The organism is Hyphomonas pacifica (assembly GCF_000682675.1).
GTDB lineage: Bacteria > Pseudomonadota > Alphaproteobacteria > Caulobacterales > Hyphomonadaceae > Hyphomonas > Hyphomonas pacifica.
Map to the genome: position 1 here is coordinate 14,046 of NZ_AWFA01000028.1, position 19,802 is coordinate 33,847.

General features: G+C 63.1%; 25 protein-coding genes. 17 read left to right on the plus strand and 8 right to left on the minus strand.

Annotation, left to right across the window (positions count from 1 at the left end):
- Positions 1–5: 5 nt before the first annotated feature.
- From HY2_RS09925 to HY2_RS09935, 3 genes are read right to left on the minus strand one after another with little or no spacing between them, the layout of a single operon-like run.
- Entirely contained in the window at positions 6–536 is a 531-nt protein-coding gene (locus HY2_RS09925; protein WP_034827191.1) for a GNAT family N-acetyltransferase, read from the minus strand.
- Positions 524–865 (minus strand): type II toxin-antitoxin system TacA family antitoxin, encoded by a 342-nt coding sequence (locus HY2_RS09930; protein WP_034827192.1) that lies wholly within the window; start codon positions 863–865, stop codon positions 524–526. Before HY2_RS09930 ends, HY2_RS09925 begins: the two co-directional genes overlap by 13 nt.
- Before the next feature lie 31 nt (positions 866–896).
- Complete coding sequence (locus tag HY2_RS09935; protein ID WP_034827193.1) at positions 897–1,385, minus strand: hypothetical protein; 489 nt, start codon at positions 1,383–1,385, stop codon at positions 897–899.
- Between the two features lie 302 nt (positions 1,386–1,687).
- Between HY2_RS09935 and HY2_RS09940 the strand changes: the two genes are divergently transcribed.
- From HY2_RS09940 to HY2_RS09955, 4 genes are all read left to right on the plus strand, one after another.
- Positions 1,688–2,005 carry a DUF736 domain-containing protein gene (locus HY2_RS09940; RefSeq protein WP_034827213.1) on the plus strand — a complete coding sequence of 106 codons (318 nt, stop codon included), beginning with the start codon at positions 1,688–1,690 and terminating at the stop codon, positions 2,003–2,005.
- A 399-nt stretch (positions 2,006–2,404) separates the two neighbouring features.
- Entirely contained in the window at positions 2,405–3,601 is a 1,197-nt protein-coding gene (locus HY2_RS09945; RefSeq protein WP_034827215.1) for a hypothetical protein, read from the plus strand.
- Between the two features lie 313 nt (positions 3,602–3,914).
- Entirely contained in the window at positions 3,915–4,130 is a 216-nt protein-coding gene (locus HY2_RS09950) for a transcriptional regulator domain-containing protein (RefSeq protein WP_034827194.1), read from the plus strand.
- Complete coding sequence (locus tag HY2_RS09955; protein ID WP_081815010.1) at positions 4,057–4,704, plus strand: DUF2285 domain-containing protein; 648 nt, start codon at positions 4,057–4,059, stop codon at positions 4,702–4,704. Before HY2_RS09950 ends, HY2_RS09955 begins: the two co-directional genes overlap by 74 nt.
- A 75-nt stretch (positions 4,705–4,779) precedes the next feature.
- On the opposite strand, the gene HY2_RS09960 is transcribed toward HY2_RS09955, so the two are convergent.
- The 3 genes from HY2_RS09960 to HY2_RS09970 all read right to left on the minus strand — a co-directional run bounded on the left by HY2_RS09960 (position 4,780) and on the right by HY2_RS09970 (position 6,110).
- Positions 4,780–5,346 carry a hypothetical protein gene (locus HY2_RS09960; protein ID WP_034827195.1) on the minus strand — a complete coding sequence of 189 codons (567 nt, stop codon included), beginning with the start codon at positions 5,344–5,346 and terminating at the stop codon, positions 4,780–4,782.
- The gene (locus HY2_RS09965) at positions 5,343–5,672 is read right to left on the minus strand and encodes a hypothetical protein (RefSeq protein ID WP_034827196.1); all 330 of its coding nucleotides are present in this window, start codon (positions 5,670–5,672) and stop codon (positions 5,343–5,345) included. Before HY2_RS09965 ends, HY2_RS09960 begins: the two co-directional genes overlap by 4 nt.
- Before the next feature lie 144 nt (positions 5,673–5,816).
- Positions 5,817–6,110, minus strand: a complete 294-nt coding sequence (locus HY2_RS09970; protein WP_081815011.1) for a DNA -binding domain-containing protein — start codon at positions 6,108–6,110, stop codon at positions 5,817–5,819.
- A 464-nt stretch (positions 6,111–6,574) separates the two neighbouring features.
- On the opposite strand from HY2_RS09970, the gene HY2_RS09975 reads away from it, so the two are divergent.
- The 10 genes from HY2_RS09975 (at position 6,575) to HY2_RS17305 (ending at position 14,109) form a co-directional block, all read left to right on the plus strand.
- Positions 6,575–6,847: a helix-turn-helix transcriptional regulator gene (locus tag HY2_RS09975; protein ID WP_034827197.1), complete on the plus strand. Its 273-nt coding sequence runs from the start codon at positions 6,575–6,577 to the stop codon at positions 6,845–6,847.
- Positions 6,848–7,900, plus strand: coding sequence for a replication initiator protein A (locus HY2_RS09980; protein WP_034827198.1), 1,053 nt, complete (start codon positions 6,848–6,850; stop codon positions 7,898–7,900).
- The gene (gene parA, locus HY2_RS09985; RefSeq protein WP_034827199.1) at positions 7,897–8,550 is read left to right on the plus strand and encodes a ParA family partition ATPase; all 654 of its coding nucleotides are present in this window, start codon (positions 7,897–7,899) and stop codon (positions 8,548–8,550) included. The genes HY2_RS09980 and parA overlap by 4 nt, the downstream gene beginning before the upstream one ends.
- Positions 8,547–8,801 (plus strand): hypothetical protein, encoded by a 255-nt coding sequence (locus tag HY2_RS09990; RefSeq protein WP_034827200.1) that lies wholly within the window; start codon positions 8,547–8,549, stop codon positions 8,799–8,801. The genes parA and HY2_RS09990 overlap by 4 nt, the downstream gene beginning before the upstream one ends.
- A complete protein-coding gene (locus HY2_RS09995; RefSeq protein ID WP_034827201.1) occupies positions 8,798–9,316 on the plus strand; it encodes a DUF2840 domain-containing protein in 519 nt (172 codons plus the stop codon). Before HY2_RS09990 ends, HY2_RS09995 begins: the two co-directional genes overlap by 4 nt.
- Positions 9,313–9,870 carry a S26 family signal peptidase gene (locus tag HY2_RS10000; RefSeq protein WP_034827202.1) on the plus strand — a complete coding sequence of 186 codons (558 nt, stop codon included), beginning with the start codon at positions 9,313–9,315 and terminating at the stop codon, positions 9,868–9,870. The genes HY2_RS09995 and HY2_RS10000 overlap by 4 nt, the downstream gene beginning before the upstream one ends.
- Before the next feature lie 68 nt (positions 9,871–9,938).
- On the plus strand, positions 9,939–10,286 hold the full coding sequence (locus HY2_RS10005) for a DUF736 domain-containing protein (protein WP_034827221.1): 348 nt from the start codon (positions 9,939–9,941) through the stop codon (positions 10,284–10,286).
- Between the two features lie 4 nt (positions 10,287–10,290).
- Positions 10,291–11,202, plus strand: coding sequence for a lytic transglycosylase domain-containing protein (locus HY2_RS10010; RefSeq protein WP_034827203.1), 912 nt, complete (start codon positions 10,291–10,293; stop codon positions 11,200–11,202).
- A gap of 1,135 nt (positions 11,203–12,337) precedes the next feature.
- Complete coding sequence (locus HY2_RS17725) at positions 12,338–13,570, plus strand: DUF3363 domain-containing protein (protein WP_081815013.1); 1,233 nt, start codon at positions 12,338–12,340, stop codon at positions 13,568–13,570.
- Positions 13,571–13,659: 89 nt separating this feature from the next.
- A complete protein-coding gene (locus HY2_RS17305; protein ID WP_146617194.1) occupies positions 13,660–14,109 on the plus strand; it encodes a hypothetical protein in 450 nt (149 codons plus the stop codon).
- 138 nt (positions 14,110–14,247) lie between these two features.
- Here HY2_RS17305 and HY2_RS10025 read toward each other — a convergent pair whose 3' ends face one another.
- A complete protein-coding gene (locus HY2_RS10025; RefSeq protein WP_034827223.1) occupies positions 14,248–15,357 on the minus strand; it encodes an ArsO family NAD(P)H-dependent flavin-containing monooxygenase in 1,110 nt (369 codons plus the stop codon).
- Between the two features lie 256 nt (positions 15,358–15,613).
- Positions 15,614–15,922, minus strand: a complete 309-nt coding sequence (locus tag HY2_RS10030; protein ID WP_034827225.1) for an ArsR/SmtB family transcription factor — start codon at positions 15,920–15,922, stop codon at positions 15,614–15,616.
- Positions 15,923–16,026: 104 nt separating this feature from the next.
- Here HY2_RS10030 and HY2_RS10035 point away from each other — a divergent pair, with 104 nt between their 5' ends.
- The 3 genes from HY2_RS10035 to HY2_RS10045 form a co-directional block, all read left to right on the plus strand.
- Positions 16,027–17,067 carry a permease gene (locus tag HY2_RS10035; RefSeq protein ID WP_034827206.1) on the plus strand — a complete coding sequence of 347 codons (1,041 nt, stop codon included), beginning with the start codon at positions 16,027–16,029 and terminating at the stop codon, positions 17,065–17,067.
- A gap of 161 nt (positions 17,068–17,228) precedes the next feature.
- Positions 17,229–18,188, plus strand: coding sequence for a LysR family transcriptional regulator (locus tag HY2_RS10040; RefSeq protein ID WP_051594902.1), 960 nt, complete (start codon positions 17,229–17,231; stop codon positions 18,186–18,188).
- A 123-nt stretch (positions 18,189–18,311) separates the two neighbouring features.
- The coding region (locus tag HY2_RS10045) for a conjugal transfer protein TraG (RefSeq protein ID WP_034827207.1) at positions 18,312–19,802 on the plus strand (1,491 nt) is incomplete at its 3' end.

Here is a 19,802-nt window from a genome sequence, read left to right on the forward strand (position 1 = left end):
AAACTTTAGCTAAAAGCCGCGACCACGGTTTCGATAGGCAGGAACAGCGTCCGGCTGTCTTCGGGGTATTCGACGAACTCGGCACAGCGCAGATAGAAGCGTTTGGCCGCTTCATCCTTCGCCTGGACCATCACGGCCCCGATACCAATGCTTTGCGAAGCCAGCGCAATCCGGCGCAGCGCGTCCGCCAAAAGGTCCGCGCCGAGACCCTTTCCGGCGTGGTCGAGGTCAACGGCCAGCCGGCCGACGACCGAGACCGGAATCTGGTCGGGCGCGTTGCGCCGCACCTTTCCGGGAGCCGCACCACGCTCGACTGACCCGGCCGAAATGCAAAAGTAACCGACGACCTGATTGCCCACGCACACGACATAGGTGCGCGAAAACCGGCTTTCGTTCTTCAAGGCGCGATGGCGCAGCCAGTCGTTCAACGCGGGCTCACCGCAGTCGAATGCCGAAAGGTCATGCTCTGCCGTCAGAGGAACTGGAGCAGACAGTGGCAATTCGGGATGGTCGGGCGTGTCGTCTATTTCTGCCATGCCGGGGTCCGGCGCAGCAGGGCCTTGAGCTTCGGCCCCGGCGCGGGCGGATTGTCGAGCGCCTGCATGAAGGCGTCGTAGCGCTCGGGGTCGAGCGTGAACAGGCGCTGGTCGAGCAGCACGTCGACCGCTTGCCGCCGGGCGCTTTCCACCATGAACTCGGTGCGTGTCTTGCCGAGCACAGCCGCCGCATCGTCGATAAGCTGGCGCGTGCCGGTCTCGATCCGCAGATTGATGCTGCCCTTGGTGTCAGCCGTAGAGGCACGACCTGCAACCGCGGTGGTCGCAGAACGGGCAGATTCCGAAGGGGCGATACGAGCTTTGGCCATGATCGCAATATGAGTGCGCGTATCCACAATGTCAATACGGCAGAAGGAAGGGAAGACTCGGGCGTTGCCCTTCGGGCCGGGCTTTCGGCTGCGCCGGAACCACGCCCATGGCGCGTTTCCGCCATTCGGCTTCAATCCCTAACGCAAGGGGGGGGGCGGCGGCCATTTCGCGGCAGGCCCCACGCGGATAGACGGGAGCAATCCGAGGAGGCGGTTCCGGTCGCCACGGCAGGCCCATGAGATTAGGCTTTCCATCCACTTCAACTGGCAGGCGGATCAGCACCGGGAAAGCCAAACCATCCGCTTGGCAGAGCATGGCGCAACGCCCCGCAAGCGATCTTCCGGCCACACAGGATATGGCAGCACGCGCGAAGCTCAGACAAAACCATACCGCTGCCCCCTCGCTGGCGATACGCGAATTGGCCTTGCCGGTCGGATCAGGAAAGACCGCAGCCAGTGAATCCGCATAGAATCCCCGATCCCGGCGAGGCGCAGGACGGCCGCCATTGCTGTATTCCATGCGATTTCCTGTTATGGGCGCTCCATCCGCGTCCTCGATCTGGCAAGGTCTGACCGAAGACCGGCTTCGCCTCGCTCGTCTTCCCGCAACACCCGTCGCCAGCTTTTTTCCGCCGCCCAACCACCCCATGCGGCAGACCGCATGGGGACCCCGGATTGGCTTTGCAGCGCGAAACAAAAAAGCCGTCGCTGGCCGCCTTCCACGTTGTTTCAGCCCTGAAGGGTGCGGGGCCGATCGTCCCCGGTCTCACGACCGCCATCGAGGTCGCAATGGTGCGGCCCGACAGGAAAAGGAATACGACAATGGCAACCATCGGCACCTTCACCCAGAACGAGAACGGCGCGGGCTTCACCGGCGCGGTCAAGACCCTGACCCTCAACGTCAAGGCCAAGTTCACCGCCACCGAGAGCGACAGCGAGCGCGGCCCCGACTTCCGCATCTTCGCCGGAGCCACCGAGTTCGGTGCGGCCTGGAAGAAGATCGCCCGCGAGACGCAGCGCGAATACCTCAGCGTCAAGCTGGACGATCCGAGCTTCCCCGCGCCGATCTACGCCAGCCTGGTCGAAGCCGAGGACGGAAAGTCCCACAACCTCATCTGGTCCCGCCGCAACGGCGACTAAGACCGGCTCCCGGAATAGCCCCGCTCATCCGAGCGGGGCTTCTTTTTGCTCATGTCCGCCGCCTCTTAAGGACCAAGGAGATCGGGATACATGGCCTTCCGGTTTTCAGGTTTTGCGTATCCCGATCAGATCTTCTCCCCGTCCGCCGCTTCGCTTTGGCCGGGCCGGTTGCTTGGGGGCGCTGCCCCCTGGCGCGGCACAAGGGCGGCCGGGCGGTATCCCCAGCCTTCCGCGCGGATGCGTGCTCACGCACTGTCGTCAAAGCCGCCATCCGCTTGTGCAGGCCGGGTGATCCCCCTCCGCCCGTCCGCCCTTGCACCTTGCACCCCCCGGTCTCGCCGACGGGCAGGGTTGCAGCGCAGCGCTGCGCTCCAACCCAAGCCCATGAAAGGAAAGACCATGAACACCATGACCCTGAACCATCACCAGCAGCCCGTTTCCAAGGGCTTCCGCGTGGACATTTCGCGCGGCGAGAATATTGGCCGCGTGTCGTCGGAATGGTTTTCGCGCCCGGATGACGAACGCTATCTGTCCCTGACCGAGCTTTACGACGCCGTAAAGTCTCGCGCGGATCGCGCCAAGGCCCGCACCGTGGAGAGCCGCGCCGTGCGCGTGGAAGCCAGCCGCGACGACGCGGAACGGCTTTCGCTGATCGTCCCCGGGCAGGAGCAGCCCGTCGCACCGACGCATTGGAGTTTCGGCCAGTTGTGCAGCCTTGTCGGCGCACCGGCCCGCTACCTGCGCGATCTTCCCGCACCGCTGGCGGGCATCAATCTGCAACATGGCCTTGTCAGCCATCGCGGCGAATTGGTGAAGACGCTGGAAACCGAGGACAGGCGCGTTGAGCTTCGCGCCGTGACCGGCCCGGACTACGGTCGCATCTGGGACCATGAGCTTGTCGCCGCGGTCATGAAGATCGCGGGTAATGGCGTCGGGGATACTATGTGGAAGGTGCCGGGCGTGCTGGATTGGGCGACCATGACGCACAATCCATTCGTGGACGTGACCAAGGACACGACCACGCTTTACGCCAGCGACCGCGACGTGTTCCTGTTTCTGGTGGACGATACGCACCCCATCGAGGCCGGACGCCTGCCGAACGGCGACCCCGACCTTTATTTTCGGGGGTTCTATTGCTGGAACAGCGAAGTCGGATCGAAGACCCTCGGCATCGCTTCCTTCTATCTCCGGGCGGTTTGCATGAACCGCAACCTTTGGGGCGTGGAAGGGTTCGAGGAAATCTGCATCCGGCACAGCAAGTTTGCCGCGCAGCGTTTCGCCCATGAAGCGACCCCGGCATTGACCAGCTTCGCCAATTCCTCGCCCGCGCCGTTCGTCGCCGGGATCAGGGCGGCGCGGGAGCGGATCGTCGCCCGCACCGACGAGGACCGCGAAACCTTCCTGCGCAAGCGCGGGTTCAGCAAGGCCGAGACCGGCAAGATCATCGAAACCGTGTTGCAGGAGGAAGGCAGGCCCCCCGAAAGCATCTTCGATTTCGTGCAGGGCATGACGGCCCACGCCCGCAGCAAGGCCCATCAGGACAGCCGCCTCGAACTGGAGGCCAAGGCCAAGACTTTGCTGGAGAAGGCCGCATAATCAGCAGAGCCGCGCAGCCGGAAACCCGGTTGTGCGGCTTTCCGCTTTTCCGGCTTTCAGGGTTCCCAAATTTTCCGCCGATCCGGCGACGCGGATCGGCGTTGTGGCCATGCCCAGAAAACATGGCCACGCTCGCCGGGCTGCGCCCGGCTCGCAAAAGCACGCAAACACTGTTAAGAATAAAATAACTATAAGTGTTCTGGATATACGAACAACATTTCAGATCATACAGACTATTTCCCGCATAGGTGGAGTCCGAAACTCTTTATTCCGGGTGTCTTTCCAAGAACCCACGAGTAAGAGAGGGTGCGCCATGCTGAAAATCGATTGGCGGGCGCCGGCGGCCTACAAGCACACGCGAACGATCCCTGCCGCCGGTTTCGCCTGGGAATATCTGCGTCGCAACGACGATTACCGAGAGGATTTCCAGCTTCTCGTCCGTGCGAAACGCCCGGATGCGATCGAGTTGGAAGCCTTCGCCCGACGCTGGGGTTTGCGATTTCCCGCACGATCCCGACGCCGCGCCTGACCGCGATCCGCTGTTCTGGTCGCCCCGGTTCCAGCCGCAGGCCGTCAAACTGGTGCCGGCCGAACCGGATGAGACGGCAAGCCAGCCGACCGTCGTTCTCGCCCATCTCGATGACCTCGATCTGCGCCGCGCCGCCGATGGCTGGCACGGTATATGGCAAGCTGATGCCGTCGAGCACCAGTTCTGGCTGTCCGAAGCCGTGCCGGATGCGGTGGCGTTCTACGCCGTCGAACTGCCTCTGGATGATTTCATGGAGCTTCGCGCCCATGCCGCCCGGCGTTTCTGGCGGTCCCTCAAGGGCCGAACACCCGGCCCAGACTTCCGCAAGATGCCCGCCCAGCTCCGGCAATGGCATATCCTGTCCCTGCGTGCGCTCGACGCCCGTCTGTGCGGCGAAAGTTACCGCACCATTGCCGAAGTCCTGCTTGGCTTTCGGGGCACGAAGGAGGATTTCGAGAGCGACCCGAGCAAGAACAAGGCGCGTCGCCTCGTCGCCCACGGCATCAGGATGATGCGCGGCGGCTATCGCCTGATGCTGCACTATCCGATCAAAACCGGCAGCGATGGTCTCTGACAGGCGTAGACTCTAATCGACGGGGCTGCGACCACACCTTGCCTACAATTCGTGGACCAAACGCCGCATAGACCCCTAGCCGGCATTCGTTTCCGACCGATCCCTTGTTGCTTCCCGCTTGGTCTCACGGAAATAGCGGATAAGTGCTCCGTCGATTTTGGGCTTGTTAATGGCCTTGAATAGCCGGTTGATTTCGGCGACGCCGGAGTCCTCAGCCGCCATCCGCAGCGCCTCTTTCCGCATCTGACGATAATGCTCAAGCAATTCCTGCCTGTCCTCTTCGTTCGCATCGTGAATATCTTCGACACCCATGAAAAGGGCCATGCAGTGAACAGTGAGGTCTTCGTTCAGGTAGAGGCGATTCTTCTCCGTGAATTCAGCCATTCCGTGAACGACAACGCGAATTAAGTCGTGACGTTGTTCCTCCGTAAAATCGACTCTTTCGATAACCTCGTTCGCGACTTTGCTGCCTTGATGAATTTGCTCTATCAGTCCTTCATAAGCCGCCAAGCGCTTCTCAAAAATCTTCGGCGCATAGAGTTCCCGCCGGCTACGACGACGCATGAATTCGTTGAGCAGCACACCGACAACCACACCGACAATGCCGATAACAGGCGCTAGAATCGGGAAGTATTCGTTCATCCGGCATCCGAATCGGTGGGAAGTGGGTTCCGAGAAATGAGAGACCACATTTCCTTCTCGGTCTTCATAGATCCTCGGGCGTTGATTTCGATCAACAAGGCGCGTGTAGTATCAAGGTCCGCGCCGATGATGTGCGCCAAGGTTTCGACGGACATCCATCCGGTTTTCTCGGCCCCCGCGAGAGTTTTCTTCAGCAAGTCCTTTCGAGCTTTGTCTATTCGGGATTGCTTTCGGCCATCGAGTTGATGAGCCAGCCATGTGCTTCCCAGTGTCCCCAAGATGCCTATGGCCGCACCAGCCACTACCGCCCATTCACCGCCAGCCATACCTAGCCCCTCAGAAAGTTAATCACGAGAACCTTACCATAGTTAGGGTGTTCTTAGGCACTATTGCGCGGTTGAATCGTTGCAATGCACTGCCAACCCAAAGCCCGGAAGGTTCGCGTTCCGGGCCTTGCTCACACGCTGGCATCACGCCCTGTTGGCCGCAGCCTGTTCCAGTATCCGCTTGTAACCCTCACGCGAAAGCCATTGCGCGCGTTCGAGATGGCTTTGCCAGCATCGGCGTGTCCTGAACTCGTCGCCGACCGGATCGCGGTGCAGCACGATTTGCGCCACTTCCTTCCAGTCCGCGCCTTCCGCCTTCGCGTCGAGCAGCCGGAGATAGGTCACGAAATGCGCTTCGTCGTAAGGCGTGATGTCGTTTCCCGCTGGCGCTTCGTCGTCCACATCGGGATCGAGTTCGACGGGCGTTCGCATCGTCATTCCCCTTCTACCCGGAAGAGCCGCGGCTTGCGGTGCGCCCCCGCAATTGGCCCCTCTGACCTGGTGATCGGGGAGTTAGTAACCGTCACGAAACGGCCCCGTGGCCTTTAGGCGGGCAGCCCTGGACATGCGCCACGGGCTCCCCGACCATAAGGTCAAGGAGTGTGGTGCCGTCATGGCCAGCACCAGCCATTCGTGAGGGGTTACTAAGCCCCGGAGCAGCGCGTCTGCTCCGCGTTCAGTCTTAACCGACCGACACGGAATTGTCTTCGCCGAATTGGCGCGACACCCGCCGCCATGCTGAATCTCTCCATCTTTTCAGCCTGATCCCGCCCCGGAGGGGGGTGCCGCCAGTGCGGTAACGCAAATGCGGCACGCTACAGGCCGCCGGTCCCTCGCCATGGTTCGCCATAGCCCGCCGCCGTCATCGGCAGCGCCATCCACTGACGAACCGGAGGTCATCCATGACAAACCGCCGCAATGCGGACCTGCCGCCGCGCCTTCTGCGCACACAGGACGCCGCACGCTTCCTCGGCATTTCGATCCGCACCCTCGAAAAGCACCGCACCTACGGAACCGGCCCGCTCTATCGCAAGATCGGCGGTCGTGTCCTCTATGCCCTGAACGATCTGGAGGCGTGGAGCGCCACCGGCACCCGCAAATCCACCAGCGACACAAGCGCCGGAATGGTCTTCCCCGCACGCCCGCTGACGCCCGAAGAACGGGGCGAGTCCTGAATGCTGCGCGGAGACGATCATAACCGCGAACAGGCGGCGGAAACGAGCGAGCGCAGCCACCTCGACCCCTTCGTGGTCGCGACCGGCGATGCCACCCCGCGCGACCAGCGCGACTTGATGGAGCGGCCATTCTTCTCGCTGGCGAAGCGGCCGCGCACGAAGCCGATCCTCTATCAAACTGCCGATGTGGAGGTGCAGGTGTTCGCCATGCCCGAGCACGGCATGGCGACGATCTGGGATGCCGACGTGCTGATCTGGGCCGCCAGCCAGATCGTCGCGGCCGAGAACGACGGGTTCACCACGTCGCGTTTCTTCCGCTTCATGCCCTACCAGCTCCTGCGCGCCGTGGGGCGGGCCACCGGCAACCGGGATTACCTGTTGCTCAAGGCCGCGCTCGCCCGCCTGCAATCGACCGTCATCGCCACGACGATCCGCAACGGCAAGCATTGGCGGCGGCGGCAATTCTCCTGGATCAACGAGTGGGAGGAAATGACGACGCGCGCCGGTCGCGTCGAGGGCATGGAGTTCGTCCTGCCCGAATGGTTCTACAACAGCGTCATCGACCGCTCGCTGGCCCTGACCATCGACCCGGCCTATTTCCGGCTGACCGGCGGCATCGAGCGCTGGCTGTATCGCGTCGCCCGCAAGCACGCCGGCCGCCAGCCCGAAGGCTGGGCGTTCGAGGTTTCCCACCTTCACCGGAAATCCGGCAGCGCGGCGCGACCGTCCGACTTCGCGCTCGACCTGCGCCGCCTCACCGCCCGCCAGTCGTTGCCCGGCTATCGCCTCCAGATCGAGTGGGAAGACGGGTGCGAACTGCTGCGCTTTCTTCCCGAAAAACTATCCACAGTGCCTGTGGAAACCCCTGTGAATCCCATCGGGACATTAGGCGCACGCAGTATCGGGACATTAGGCGCAAATTCCACGGCGCACTTTATAGAAGAATCTAACATAGACTCTAACTTGGAGTCTTTGGCGCCGGGAAAACCTCGTCACGGTGCCACAAATTACGGTGCCGCGGTGAGAATGCCTCCCTCGGGGAGGCGCAGATGATCATCGCGTTTCTCAACCAGAAGGGTGGCGTTGGAAAGACCACCCTGGCGCTGCATCTCGCCGGAGAACTGGCGCGCAGAGGCAGGCGTGTCGTCCTGATCGACGCCGATCCGCAAGGCTCCGCGCTCGACTGGTCGCAGCGGCGCAGCCACGAGGGCTTGCCGAGGCTGTTCAGCACCATCGGCCTGGCCCGCGACACGTTGCACCGGGAAGCCCCGGAGCTGGCCCGCGATGCCGACATGATCGTCATCGACGGGCCGCCGCGTGTCGCCAGCCTCATGCGCTCGGCGCTGCTCGCCGCCGACCTCGTGCTGATCCCGGTGCAGCCGTCCCCCTTCGACGGCTGGGCCTCGGCCGAGATGCTGGCGCTTTTCAGGGAAGCGCGCATCTACCGGCCCGAGTTGGCCGCCCGCTTCGTGCTCAACCGTTGCGGCGCGCGCACCGTCATCGCCCGCGAGACGGCCGAGACGCTTGCCGACCACGATCCGCCCCTGCTTGGCCAAACCATCGGCCAGCGCGTCGTCTTCGCCGACGCCGCGCAGTCCGGCCGGCTCGCATCCGAGATCGACGGCGACAGCCCCGCCGCGCGCGAGATCGCCGCGCTTGCCGCCGAGATCGACCGGCTGCGCATCGGGAGGTCCGCGCCATGACCGGACGCACCCGTAAGCCCGGCTTTGCGTCCCGGCCGGGCAATCCCGATAGCTGGATCAGGGCGGCCGAAACGCCACCAAACAGCAAAGCCGCCGGCGAGGCGTTCACCGCCCGCCTGACCATCGACATCACGCCCGCGCTGCGCGGCCGCATCAAGGTCGCGGCCTTCCGGCGCGGCATCACCGTCACCGACATGCTGCGCGACCTGCTGGCGCGCGAATTTCCTCCCACCGATGGAGATCAGCCATGACCGGCAATGCGGCGCACCGCTTGCACGACCGTCCGCTGCCGGACGGACCCGCGCCTTTCACCACCTTGGTCGAACTGACCTTCCAGAAACGCAAGATCGAGCACTGGATACGCTTCGGCCGCAAGAGCTTTGAGACGATCCTCGACCGCCGCCGCAGCATCGTCGGCTTCGCGCCGGGCAGCATCTTCGCCTTTGTCCGATGGGCGTCCGGCGAGCATGGCACGACCCTTTCCCGCATCGACATCCTGCGCGCCATCGGTCGCGGCGAGCCGTTCCAGACGCTGCCCTCCGTCCGCCCCGGCGGCGACATCCTGTTGCGCCTCGATAGCTGGACAAGGGTGGAGCGCGCGCTTGCCGCCATCGACGCGGTGGAAGCGCTCGGCCTCGATCCGGCCGACGCCGCGCCGGATCACTGGCGGCACGTCCACAACCGCCTGACCGCCGGTCTGGAGCCGCACGCCTATACGTCCGAGCGGCACGCCGCCTGGATCGGCCGCCAGAGGATCGACCCATGACGCGCCGCCGTATCCTTGCCGTGACGGCGCTGGCGGTCATGAGCATCGCAACCGCCGGCATCGCCAATCTGCCGACGAAACTGATCTGGAACGCCACCGCCAGCGCGCCCATCGGCTTCTACACCGTCGAACCGGCCGACGTGCTCGACGTGTCGGAGCTGGTCGCCGTCATGCCGCCCGAACCGCTGGAGCGATTCATGGTCGAACGCGGCTATGTCGGGCGCGGCGTGCCGCTCCTGAAGCGCGTCGTCGGACTGCCGGGTCAGCGGGTTTGCCGCTTGCGATCCACGATCACGGTGGACGGGATCGAGATGGGCGAGGCGCTCGACCGCGACCGGATCGGCCGCGATCTGCCCGTCTGGCAGGGATGCCGGACCATCGGCGACGGCGAACTCTTCCTGATGAATTGGGAGGTCCGGGACAGCCTCGACGGCCGGTATTTCGGACCCATCCCCGCCAGTTCCATCATCGGCCGGGCGGTCCCGCTCTGGACCGATGAGGACGGCGACGGTCGCTACGAATGGCGCGCCCGGATCAGCCCAATACCGCAATGACCGCTTTCCAATCAGCGGGAGCGGTGCCCGCCGATGGCTTTTTCAACCTCACCGCCAAGGAGACTGTCATGCCCCAGATTGGTGAATTTGCGCGCGACGAGGCCGGCTTCATCGGACACTTCGGGACGCTCTTACTGCATCAGGACATCATCATCGTCGCGGCAGAGCCGTCCGACGCGGATAACGCACCAGAGTATCGCGTTCACCTGTTCGACGGCATGAGCAACGAAACCGGCCCAGAGGTCGGCGCGGCCTGGAAGCGCACCGGCGAGAAGGCCGGCGAATATCTTTCCGTGCTGCTGGACGATCCCATATTCCCGCATCCGATCCGCGCCAACCTGTTCCGCAACGACGACGCAGGCGCGTCGTGGTCGCTGCACTGGAGCCGTCTGAGGCCGCGCGACGAGCGAGACTAAGGCCATGCGGTCCCGCGTCATTCCCGCGCTCAAATCCCTCATCCCGTTGTTCGCGGAAAGGCCCTCTCATCCCGTCGTCCCGCTCAGGCGCAGGACGGCCGGCGCGCGCAGCGAAGGTCAGGGATGGCCATCGGCCGGCGCTTGCGCCTCGCCCTTGACCGCAGCGAGCATGCTGGCAGGCTGGTCTCAAAGCGGAGACAGGGCGGCATGGCGTTATGTCGTTCTGCTGACCGCCGCCATGCTGTCGCTCGGCGCGGGATCGACAATGGCCGTTGCGCAATCGACGCCGATGGTCCGAACCGCCGCCGTCGATCCCCACGCCGCCCACATTGCCGAGGCGTCGCAGCGCTTCGGCATCTCCGAGCACTGGATTCGCGCCGTGCTGCGCACTGAGAGCGCGGGCGACGTGCGCGCGGTGTCATCCGCCGGCGCGATGGGGTTGATGCAGGTCATGCCCGACACCTGGGCGGGCCTGCGCATCCGTCATCGGCTCGGCCGCGATCCCTTTGAGCCGCGCGACAACATCCTGGCAGGCACGGCCTATCTGCGCGAGATGTTCGACCGCTACGGCAATGTCGCGGCGATGCTGGCGGCCTATAATGCCGGTCCCGGTCGCTACGACGAATATCTTGAGACCGGCCGCGCATTGCCACCGGAGACCCGCGCCTATGTCGCCGCGCTCGCACCGATTCTCGGCGGCGCGGCGTCTCCCGATGCAGCACCGCCGCCGCCCGACTGGCGCGAAGCTCCGCTCTTCGTCACGCGCCCAACCGACACGCGAATTGTTGCTGCGCCGCCATCCGGGGCGCAATCTGGCGACGGCCGCGCAACCGTTCCGGTGCGCGGTCCCGTCGATGCGGAGCCGGAAACCGGCAGCATTTTCGTGGCCCGTTCGAGCGACGGAGCAACGCCATGAGGACGGCGATCCCGCGTTCGGCGCGATCCGTTCCGGTGTCCAGTCAGGCACGTTTGCGCCTGGCTGGAATCCCGGCGGGAAAGGCGAAAAGGGCGGTAAGAAGGGAGGGCAAGATTGAAGGAACCGGCACCATGTCGGGCCGGTTTCCGAAATTGTTGTTGTCTGCACACTGGTTAGGCCGCCGTTTCCGGCACCATGATCTTGAGCGGCGGAGTGCCGCGATTCCGTGCAACGCCCTGGCCTTGCAGGCTTTTGTTCGGCACCATGGCCGCCGATTGCCCGATTTTCCGCGATTTCGGCCGGAGGCGCATCCATGAGCGCCGATGACGAAAACCGCTTCCGGCCAAGGCCCGGCCGCATCCGCTCGGACACCCCACGCGCGGGCAAGACCAAGAGCTTCCTCACGCAGGCGAAGAAGATCGCCCGGCAGCAGCGCCGCACCTCGCCCCGAGGCGGTTTCGGAACGGCGGCGTTCACATCCGCAACCCCGGCCGGTTCGCATACGGTCCTGTCGAGCGGCAAGGGCGTGAAGCGCGGGCGCGGCGCGGTCTTCGTCCGCACCCGCAATCTCGGCGGCGGCTGGCATCATCGGCAGCCGGGCGCGCGTCGCGTCATGGTTCAGCAGCGCTACATCCTTCACCCTGGAAAGGGCCGGAAGGCGCACTCCCATCTGCGCTATATCCAGCGCGACGGCACCTCGCGCGACGGCGAGCGCGGCCAGCTTTATTCGCGCACCGAGGACCGCGCGGATGGCGACGCCTTCCTGGAACGCGGCCAGGATGACCGCCACCAGTTCCGGTTCATCGTCTCGCCCGAGGACGGCGCGGAGCTGTCGGACCTTACGGCCTATACCCGCGACCTCATGGGCCGGATGGAAGCCGACCTCGGCACCCAGCTCGATTGGGTGGCGATCAATCACTACAACACCGGCCATCCCCATGTGCATGTCATCGTCCGGGGCAAGGACGATCTGGGGCAGGATCTGGTCATCAACGGCGACTACATCGTTCATGGTGTCCGCGAACGGGCCAGCGAGTTGGCGACGCTGGAACTCGGTCCCGTTCGGGAGATCGAGCAGACCCGCAAGCTCACCGCCGAGATCGACCAGGATCGTTTTACCCGCATCGACAGGGCCATGGTCGAGGAAGCCGACCGACGGTTCCTCGACCTGCGCCACGAACCGGGGGAGCCAAAGCGGCAGTTCGAGCACACGCTTCGCCTGCGCCGGCTGTCCAAGCTGGGGCGGATGGGCCTCGCCACCGAACACGCGCCCGGCGTCTGGGAATTGAACGAGCGGCTTGAATCGACCCTGCGCGAGTTGGGCGAACGCGGGGACATCATCCGCACCATGCAAAGATCGCTCGCCGCCGATGGGCTTGAGCGCGATCCCATGACCTTCCGCATCCATGAGGGCGCACCCGCTGCACCCGTCACCGGCCGCGTCCTCGACAAATATCTCGCCAACGAGCTGGGCGACAATCTCACCGTCGTCGTGGACGGGATCGACGGACGGATGCACCACATCGCCAACATCGACCCCATGCAGTTGGAGGATGCCCGGATCGGCAGCGTCATCGAGATCGGTCGCACCGAGGCGACGGCCCGGCCGTCCGACCGCACCATTGCGACAATCGCCGAGGGCGGCATCTATCGCCCGAGCCGTCATTTGGAGCAGGCGAAGTTCGAGGGACATGTTCCGGGCGGAGACTATGAAGGCTATGTCGATGCCCATGTGCGCCGACTTGAGGCGCTACGCCGCACCCGGATCGTCGAGCGGATCGACGCTGACCAATGGCGCATCCCCCCCGACTTCGAGAACCGCGCCGCCGCCTATGACGCCGGTCGCGACAGACAGGCCAGCGTTCGCGTCCTTTCTCCCGTGAATCTGGACAGGCAGATCGGATCGGACGGCGCGTCCTGGCTGGACCGGCGACTGATCCATGGCGAGACGGCCGATCTTGCACCGACCGGTTTCGGCCAGCAGGTGCGCGAGGCCATCGACCGCCGCCGCGAGCATCATGTCGAACAGGGCGATGCTACCCGCGCACGCGACGGCCGCGTGCTCTATCGGCGCAACCTTCTCGCCATTCTGCGCGAGCGGGAGGTTTCCCGCGTCGGCGTGGAGATGGCTGAAAGAAAGGCGCTGCCGTTCCGCGCCACCACGGACGGCGAGAACGTCAGCGGCAAATTCACCGGAACCGTGCAGCTATCCAGCGGCAAGTTCGCCATCGTCGAGAAGGCGCACGAGTTCACGCTTGTCCCTTGGCGGCCGGTCATCGACCGCCAGCTCGGTCGCGAAGTTATGGGCGTCGTGCAGGGCGGATCGGTGTCGTGGCAATTGGGGCGACAGAGAGGTCTCGGATTGTGACGGGATCAAACTCCAACGAGAACGTCGCACACGTAGTGGCGGTTCGGGAATAACACAGCGCTCCTTTGTTCGATGCGAGGAAAATTGTTTTGACCGGAGCGCTCACGGCAATCCGAAGTTCAACGACTTATCGGCAGCCAGGGCAACAGCGGAGAGATGGTCCGGCGAAGCGGCGCCTGCCCCGCGACTATGGTCGCTTCGATACCGTCGAGATTCACGATGATGGACCAGGAAGCGTCACCTGGGATGCTCTCAACGGAACTGTTCCAGGGTGGGGCACCATGGGCGTTGTTGGCCTTATCGCCTTCGCTGCAATGCCGCTTGCCTTGCTCTCCTCTACGCCTAACGGGAAGGAAAATGCGAACATGCGCTCTGTCTGGATCTGCTCGGGCAACGATGTGATTGCCAATCTCGCTGTATGGCGGCCGGGTTCGGCTTTTTCGGCACCGGAACGGGATGGCTCGACATCATCATGGCGACACTGGCGCAGCAAAGAGCGGCACGATCGTCCGACGGGCTATGTCCGCGTTCCGGAATGAGCGTCGAGCCAATCCACTATCCAGCTCGAAATGAAGCTTCCTGTGGTTCTGAAGGGCGCCCGATCCGAAGAATGGAGGCACAGTAATTCTCTCAATCCGTTTCAGTTCGCTCTTTCTGTCATCGATTTGATCCACTTTTCATATGTGGTCTGGCTGTCCAGTTACAGATTTGTGGGCAGTTTCGTTGCTCTCAACGCATCGCTCTATCTCACGAACAGTATCTCGAGCGGTGCGTGCCGAACCGACAAGAGTTGCCGAGGCAAATCCGGTCCAGTCTCCATAACCCAGAAGCCAGAGACGCGGTTCATCGATCGAACGCGTTCCAGTCACCGCGATCTTGCCATCGGTTTGCTTGATGCCCAGGCCATCGAGATGATCCAGAGCGGGATGAAAGCCCGTGCACCAGATAACCGCGTCGACGGCGGTCGTTGTTCCGTCCTCCCAGACAACGCGGTCTTCCGTAAAGCGGACAGGAGGGCGCACGCTCCGAAGGATGCCGCGATCCCTGGCTTCGAGCACCGAAGGGACCATTACGATATCTCCCAGATCGGATAGAGGAGCACCGCCCTGAGGGCTCCCTTCACCGTAACGCGCGGAAGCCCGGTCGAACAAAACCCGTCCGTCCACATCGTCTGGCAGGAATTTCGGGGGGTGGAGCGTCGCCCAGATCGTACCGGCAACCCTCGAAAGTTCCGCGTAGATCTGGGCACCGGAGTTTCCACCGCCGATGATCAGGATACTTTTGCCCGTCAGTCCTTCTGGCGAAACGTATTCGGCAGAATGCAGCTGTTGCCCACGGAAGGTTTCAGCCCCGTCATAGTGCGGAATGTACGGCTTACTCCACGTGCCGGTCGCGCTGATCACCGCCTTTGCGAGCCACGTACCGTTGTCGGTTTGAACGCGCAGCGCGTTGGGCTGTTTCTCGATATTTTGCACGCGAACCGGTCTTTCGATCGGCAGTCGATAGCGGTTTTCGTAATCTTCCAGATAGTTGAGCACTTCGATGCGTGTTGGAAACCCATCACCTTTCGAAGGTGGCATTTGCCGTCCCGGCAGAGAACTGTACTCAGCGGGAGAGAAAAGCCGCAACGAATTCCAGCCTCGCTGCCAGGCGCCACCGGGATTACGCTGCGCATCGAGAATAACAAAATCGAGATCGCTTTTGCGAAGATAGTAGCTGGCGGACAGGCCAGCCTGACCGCCGCCAATGACAACGACGTCAACCACCAATTCGTTTGTATCGTTCATGTGTTCGGCCCCACTCATGGATTGACAGGCGATTGCAGACCGGCGCTTTCCCCGTCGCCGACTCACGGCAACAGAAAAGGCCCGGTTGGCGATCGGAGGTTTCAGCTCAAATCAGACGGAAACGTCGGTGTCGGGAGAGATTGGAACCATGCTCCGGGCGGCAGCCCTGGCATACGTCGTCAGTTTCGAGCCAAGCACCGTCTTTCCGGGTCGGTTTCCGATTTTTGCCTGTCCTTCATGCATCTGCGAAAATCGATCACGCGGCATCTTTCCCCTCCGCATCACCGGCGCAACACTCTTCCTTAAGGAAGTCGATCAGCCGTTCGAGGTTCTGGAACTCGGGAATGCAGATGGTCGTTCGGCTGTGTTTTTCCTGCCGGATGAGTCGCACCTTCGTCATTCGTGCGAGATGATGTGACAGGGTAGACGCCGGGATGCCGAGTTCTTTCTGGATTTCCCCGACCGATGCGCCCTCATGCCCAGCCCTCACCAGGAAGCGGAAGACCGCCAATCGATGCGTGTTGCCGAGCTCGGTCAGGCTGTCTGCGGCTTGTTCGTGATCCATACCGTCCTCCATTAATTCGAGACCTCTAGAAATATGGTTGACCCGAGCGCGATAAGCAACTAGATCAGTGGAAATTTCGACATATCTAGAAGGATGGTTTCATAATGTCACCCCAACTGCAAGACACCCTCGGCATGTTCGTCTTTCTCGCTGTCGAACTCTCGGTTCTGTTCATCGGGATCAGTGCACTGGTTGGCGTTCTCCAGCGTCATATTCCCCCGGCCAAAGTGGAAGCGTTGCTCAGCTCCACCGGTACTCGCGGCTATCTCCTCGCCGCAGGTCTTGGGGCAATCACGCCCTTCTGCAGTTGTTCGACCATTCCGATGCTGAAGGGTTTGATCCGAGCGCGCGCCGGGTTCGGTCCGATGATGGTGTTTCTCTTCTCCTCCCCGCTCCTGAACCCGGTTGTTGTCGTTTTGCTGGCGGCCACGTTCGGACTGACTCTCACATCCACCTACGTGATTGCCGCCCTTGCAGTATCGCTGGGTGCCGGATGGCTGATGCATGCGTTCGGTTTCGAGCGGTATATCCGTCGCACAGCAACGAAAGAGACCGGCGGATGTGGCTCGTCGCAAAGCCAGTGTGGTGCTGCACCGGCCGTACCGGATTGCGGAAGTCCGAAAACCGATAGCTGCGGCTCTCGGTCGGAAAGCGCCTGCGGCGACACCGCAATCAAGATCACTCCTGCGTCCGGCAGCTGCTGTGACAGCCAGTCTTCCGTCCGAACGAAGGAGACGGGAAAATACAGCGGTGTGTGGCGGGATGCATGGATCGACTTCGTCGACGTGTTACCCTATCTGCTCGTCGGCATTGCGCTCGGCAGCTTGATCTACGGATTCATGCCGACCGCTCTGCTTGAGCAGTATGCCGGTCCGGACAATCCGTTCGCTATTCCTGTTGCCGCCGTCATTGGCGTGCCGCTGTATATCCGCGCAGAGGCGGTCATACCGCTCGCCGGGGCTCTTATGGCGAAAGGAGTGGGCGCAGGGACCGTCCTTGCACTGATCATCGGAAGCGCCGGGGCCAGTTTGACCGAACTCATCCTGCTGCGCTCCCTCTTCACGATGAAGCTTCTCGTGGCATTCGTCGGGGTCATCTTCGCCATGGCGATGATCGCAGGCTACGCGACCTACCTGTTTTTCTGACTTAGATCAGAGATGATTAAGTCCTCAAACCACTTGGATACCTTTCGCAGTCTTGGCCTTTTCTCTCCCGGCCAAGGCCAAGACTGCCGCCGGATGACAGGGGGCAGTTAGCGATGCGACGGAGACGGCGTTTGACGCTGACTTTAGATAGTCGATCGGGTATGCCTTCCCGGCTGGGATCACGCATTCCCCTTGTGTCGCTCATCCACACACTCGCCGTTGCCGAATATCTGAACTTCCGTCACGCTGCTAACGCGCTGGGTGTCAGCGTTTCGACTGTCAGCACCCGTGTGAAAACCTTAGAGGAAGACCTAGGCATCCTTCTGTTCGAGCGTCACGCACGCGGCGTCCGGCTAACCGATGCAGGTCATCGCTTTATCGAGCAAGTATCAGCGGGCGTCGATCAACTCGACCATGCGGTGAAGACCGCCGGCTTGGCCGCCTCGGGCGAGTGCGGTCGCCTGCGTCTCGGCATCCACGCCCTTATCCCGCGCAGCTTCCTCGCGGAACTCATCGCACAATATCGGGAGACCCATCCGGGCATCGCAGTCGAGATCACCGAAAGCACGGCCCGCGATGCGGTGATCCAGCTTCGCTCCGACCTTCTGGACCTGGCGTTCGTCGCCGGCCCGGCCGAGTTGCCCGATTTCCATTCCCGGCGCATTTGGACCGAGCCGCTGGTGGCGGTGCTGCCGGAACGGCATCCGCTCGCTGGGCAGTCGACCGTCACATGGCCTGATCTGGCGGGAGAGACCTTTCTCGTGCGCTATGACAGCACCGGCCCGCAGGTCCACGACCATATCATCCTGCGCCTCGCCGGGCGCTTGCCGCCGCCCTCGATTCAGCGCTTCGGTGTGGGGCGCGGCACGCTGCTGTCCATGGTCGAGCAGGGTTTCGGCATCACCATCGTCGGGGCCGCCACCGCGTTGCTGCCGACGACCGGCCTCGTCTTCCTGCCGTTCGCCGACGAGCCGGAGCCGGTTTCGTTCTCGGCCATCTGGTCGCCGTTCAACCAAAGCCCGGCCATCCGCAACATGCTGGTCCTCGCGGGCAAGCTGGGACGCATCTGCGATTCGGCTCCGGGTGGCATCCAGAATGAGCCGCGCGAGCGCCCGCAATGACGTGACCCGTCCTATTTGCCGCCGATAGTATCCGGCAGCCCTCCCGTATCCGTTTTCCTGTTGCCTGTAGTGGATTTGCCTATTCTCTGATCGGCTCCGTCTCTTTGTCCGACTGGAGCCCGTATGCGCGGAGGCCGAATCCTTTGGGGTCAGATTGCTATCGTCTTCACCATCGTTCTGGTGATGACCTGGGCGGCGACGCAATGGGTCGCCTTTCGCCTCGGCTTCCAGCCGCAGCTTGGAGCACCGTGGTTCGAGCTGGCGGGTCTGCCGGTCTATTACCCGCCAGCCTTCTTCTGGTGGTGGTTTTCCTTCGACGCCTATGCGCCCGCGATCTTCGTCGAAGGTGCGATCATCGCCGCGTCCGGCGGCTTCATTGCCATCGCCGCCGCCATCTTTATGTCGATCATCCGCGCGCGGGAGGCGAAGAACGTCGCCACCTACGGATCAGCGCGATGGGCGGAGGACAAGGAAATCCGCGCGGCCGGATTGCTCGGCCCCGATGGCGTCCTGCTCGGCCGCTACGAACGCGACTATCTGCGCCACGACGGTCCCGAGCATGTCCTTTGCTTCGCCCCGACGCGCAGCGGCAAGGGCGTCGGCCTCGTGGTGCCCACGCTCCTGACCTGGCCGGGAAGCTGCATCGTCCACGACATAAAGGGGGAGAACTGGACGCTGACAGCCGGCTTTCGCGCAAAGCACGGCCGCGTCCTGCTGTTCGATCCGACCAACGCGAAGTCGTCGGCCTACAATCCGTTGCTGGAGGTGCGACAGGGCGAGTGGGAAGTCAGGGACGTGCAGAATATCGCGGATATTCTGGTCGATCCCGAAGGCAGCCTCGACAAAAGAAACCATTGGGAAAAGACCTCCCATTCCCTGCTTGTCGGCGCGATCCTGCATGTTCTCTATGCCGAGAAGGACAAGACGTTGGCGGGCGTCGCCAGCTTCCTGTCCGATCCGCGCCGCCCGGTCGAGGCGACCTTGCGCGCGATGATGGACACGCCGCATCTTGGGCCGAGCGGCGTTCATCCCGTCATCGCATCGTCGGCGCGGGAGCTGTTGAACAAATCCGAGAACGAACGGTCGGGCGTGCTCTCCACCGCCATGTCGTTTCTCGGCCTCTACCGCGATCCCGTGGTGGCGCGTGTGACGGCGCGCTGCGACTGGCGCATTGCCGATCTGGTCGAAAGCAAGGAGCCGGTCAGCCTCTACCTCGTTGTGCCGCCATCCGACATCAACCGCACCAAACCGCTCATCCGCCTGATCCTCAACCAGATCGGCCGCCGGCTGACCGAGGACTTGAACACCTCCGGCAAGCGCCACCGCCTGCTGTTGATGCTGGACGAGTTTCCGGCGCTCGGCCGGCTCGACTTCTTTGAGAGCGCCCTGGCGTTCATGGCCGGCTACGGCCTCAAATCCTTCCTGATCGCGCAGAGCCTCAACCAGATCGAGCGCGCCTACGGCCAGAACAATTCGATCCTCGACAACTGCCATGTCCGCGTCAGCTTCGCCACCAATGACGAACGGACGGCCAAGCGGGTGAGCGACGCTCTCGGCACCGCGACCGAGTTGCGCGATTCCACCAACTATGCCGGCCATCGCCTCGCGCCCTGG

Excerpts from the sequence above, each read along its gene's own strand:
- HY2_RS09925 (WP_034827191.1), bottom strand. The coding sequence starts at position 536 with ATGGCAGAAATAGACGACACGCCCGACCATCCCGAATTGCCACTGTCT.
- HY2_RS09930 (WP_034827192.1), bottom strand. The coding sequence starts at position 865 with ATGGCCAAAGCTCGTATCGCCCCTTCGGAATCTGCCCGTTCTGCGACC.
- HY2_RS09935 (WP_034827193.1), bottom strand. The coding sequence starts at position 1,385 with ATGGAATACAGCAATGGCGGCCGTCCTGCGCCTCGCCGGGATCGGGGA.
- HY2_RS09940 (WP_034827213.1), top strand. The coding sequence starts at position 1,688 with ATGGCAACCATCGGCACCTTCACCCAGAACGAGAACGGCGCGGGCTTC.
- HY2_RS09945 (WP_034827215.1), top strand. The coding sequence starts at position 2,405 with ATGAACACCATGACCCTGAACCATCACCAGCAGCCCGTTTCCAAGGGC.
- HY2_RS09950 (WP_034827194.1), top strand. The coding sequence starts at position 3,915 with ATGCTGAAAATCGATTGGCGGGCGCCGGCGGCCTACAAGCACACGCGA.
- HY2_RS09955 (WP_081815010.1), top strand. The coding sequence starts at position 4,057 with ATGCGATCGAGTTGGAAGCCTTCGCCCGACGCTGGGGTTTGCGATTTC.
- HY2_RS09960 (WP_034827195.1), bottom strand. The coding sequence starts at position 5,346 with ATGAACGAATACTTCCCGATTCTAGCGCCTGTTATCGGCATTGTCGGT.
- HY2_RS09965 (WP_034827196.1), bottom strand. The coding sequence starts at position 5,672 with ATGGCTGGCGGTGAATGGGCGGTAGTGGCTGGTGCGGCCATAGGCATC.
- HY2_RS09970 (WP_081815011.1), bottom strand. The coding sequence starts at position 6,110 with ATGACGATGCGAACGCCCGTCGAACTCGATCCCGATGTGGACGACGAA.
- HY2_RS09975 (WP_034827197.1), top strand. The coding sequence starts at position 6,575 with ATGACAAACCGCCGCAATGCGGACCTGCCGCCGCGCCTTCTGCGCACA.
- HY2_RS09980 (WP_034827198.1), top strand. The coding sequence starts at position 6,848 with ATGCTGCGCGGAGACGATCATAACCGCGAACAGGCGGCGGAAACGAGC.
- parA (WP_034827199.1), top strand. The coding sequence starts at position 7,897 with ATGATCATCGCGTTTCTCAACCAGAAGGGTGGCGTTGGAAAGACCACC.
- HY2_RS09990 (WP_034827200.1), top strand. The coding sequence starts at position 8,547 with ATGACCGGACGCACCCGTAAGCCCGGCTTTGCGTCCCGGCCGGGCAAT.
- HY2_RS09995 (WP_034827201.1), top strand. The coding sequence starts at position 8,798 with ATGACCGGCAATGCGGCGCACCGCTTGCACGACCGTCCGCTGCCGGAC.
- HY2_RS10000 (WP_034827202.1), top strand. The coding sequence starts at position 9,313 with ATGACGCGCCGCCGTATCCTTGCCGTGACGGCGCTGGCGGTCATGAGC.
- HY2_RS10005 (WP_034827221.1), top strand. The coding sequence starts at position 9,939 with ATGCCCCAGATTGGTGAATTTGCGCGCGACGAGGCCGGCTTCATCGGA.
- HY2_RS10010 (WP_034827203.1), top strand. The coding sequence starts at position 10,291 with ATGCGGTCCCGCGTCATTCCCGCGCTCAAATCCCTCATCCCGTTGTTC.
- HY2_RS17725 (WP_081815013.1), top strand. The coding sequence starts at position 12,338 with ATGGTCGAGGAAGCCGACCGACGGTTCCTCGACCTGCGCCACGAACCG.
- HY2_RS10025 (WP_034827223.1), bottom strand. The coding sequence starts at position 15,357 with ATGAACGATACAAACGAATTGGTGGTTGACGTCGTTGTCATTGGCGGC.
- HY2_RS10030 (WP_034827225.1), bottom strand. The coding sequence starts at position 15,922 with ATGGATCACGAACAAGCCGCAGACAGCCTGACCGAGCTCGGCAACACG.
- HY2_RS10035 (WP_034827206.1), top strand. The coding sequence starts at position 16,027 with ATGTCACCCCAACTGCAAGACACCCTCGGCATGTTCGTCTTTCTCGCT.
- HY2_RS10040 (WP_051594902.1), top strand. The coding sequence starts at position 17,229 with ATGCCTTCCCGGCTGGGATCACGCATTCCCCTTGTGTCGCTCATCCAC.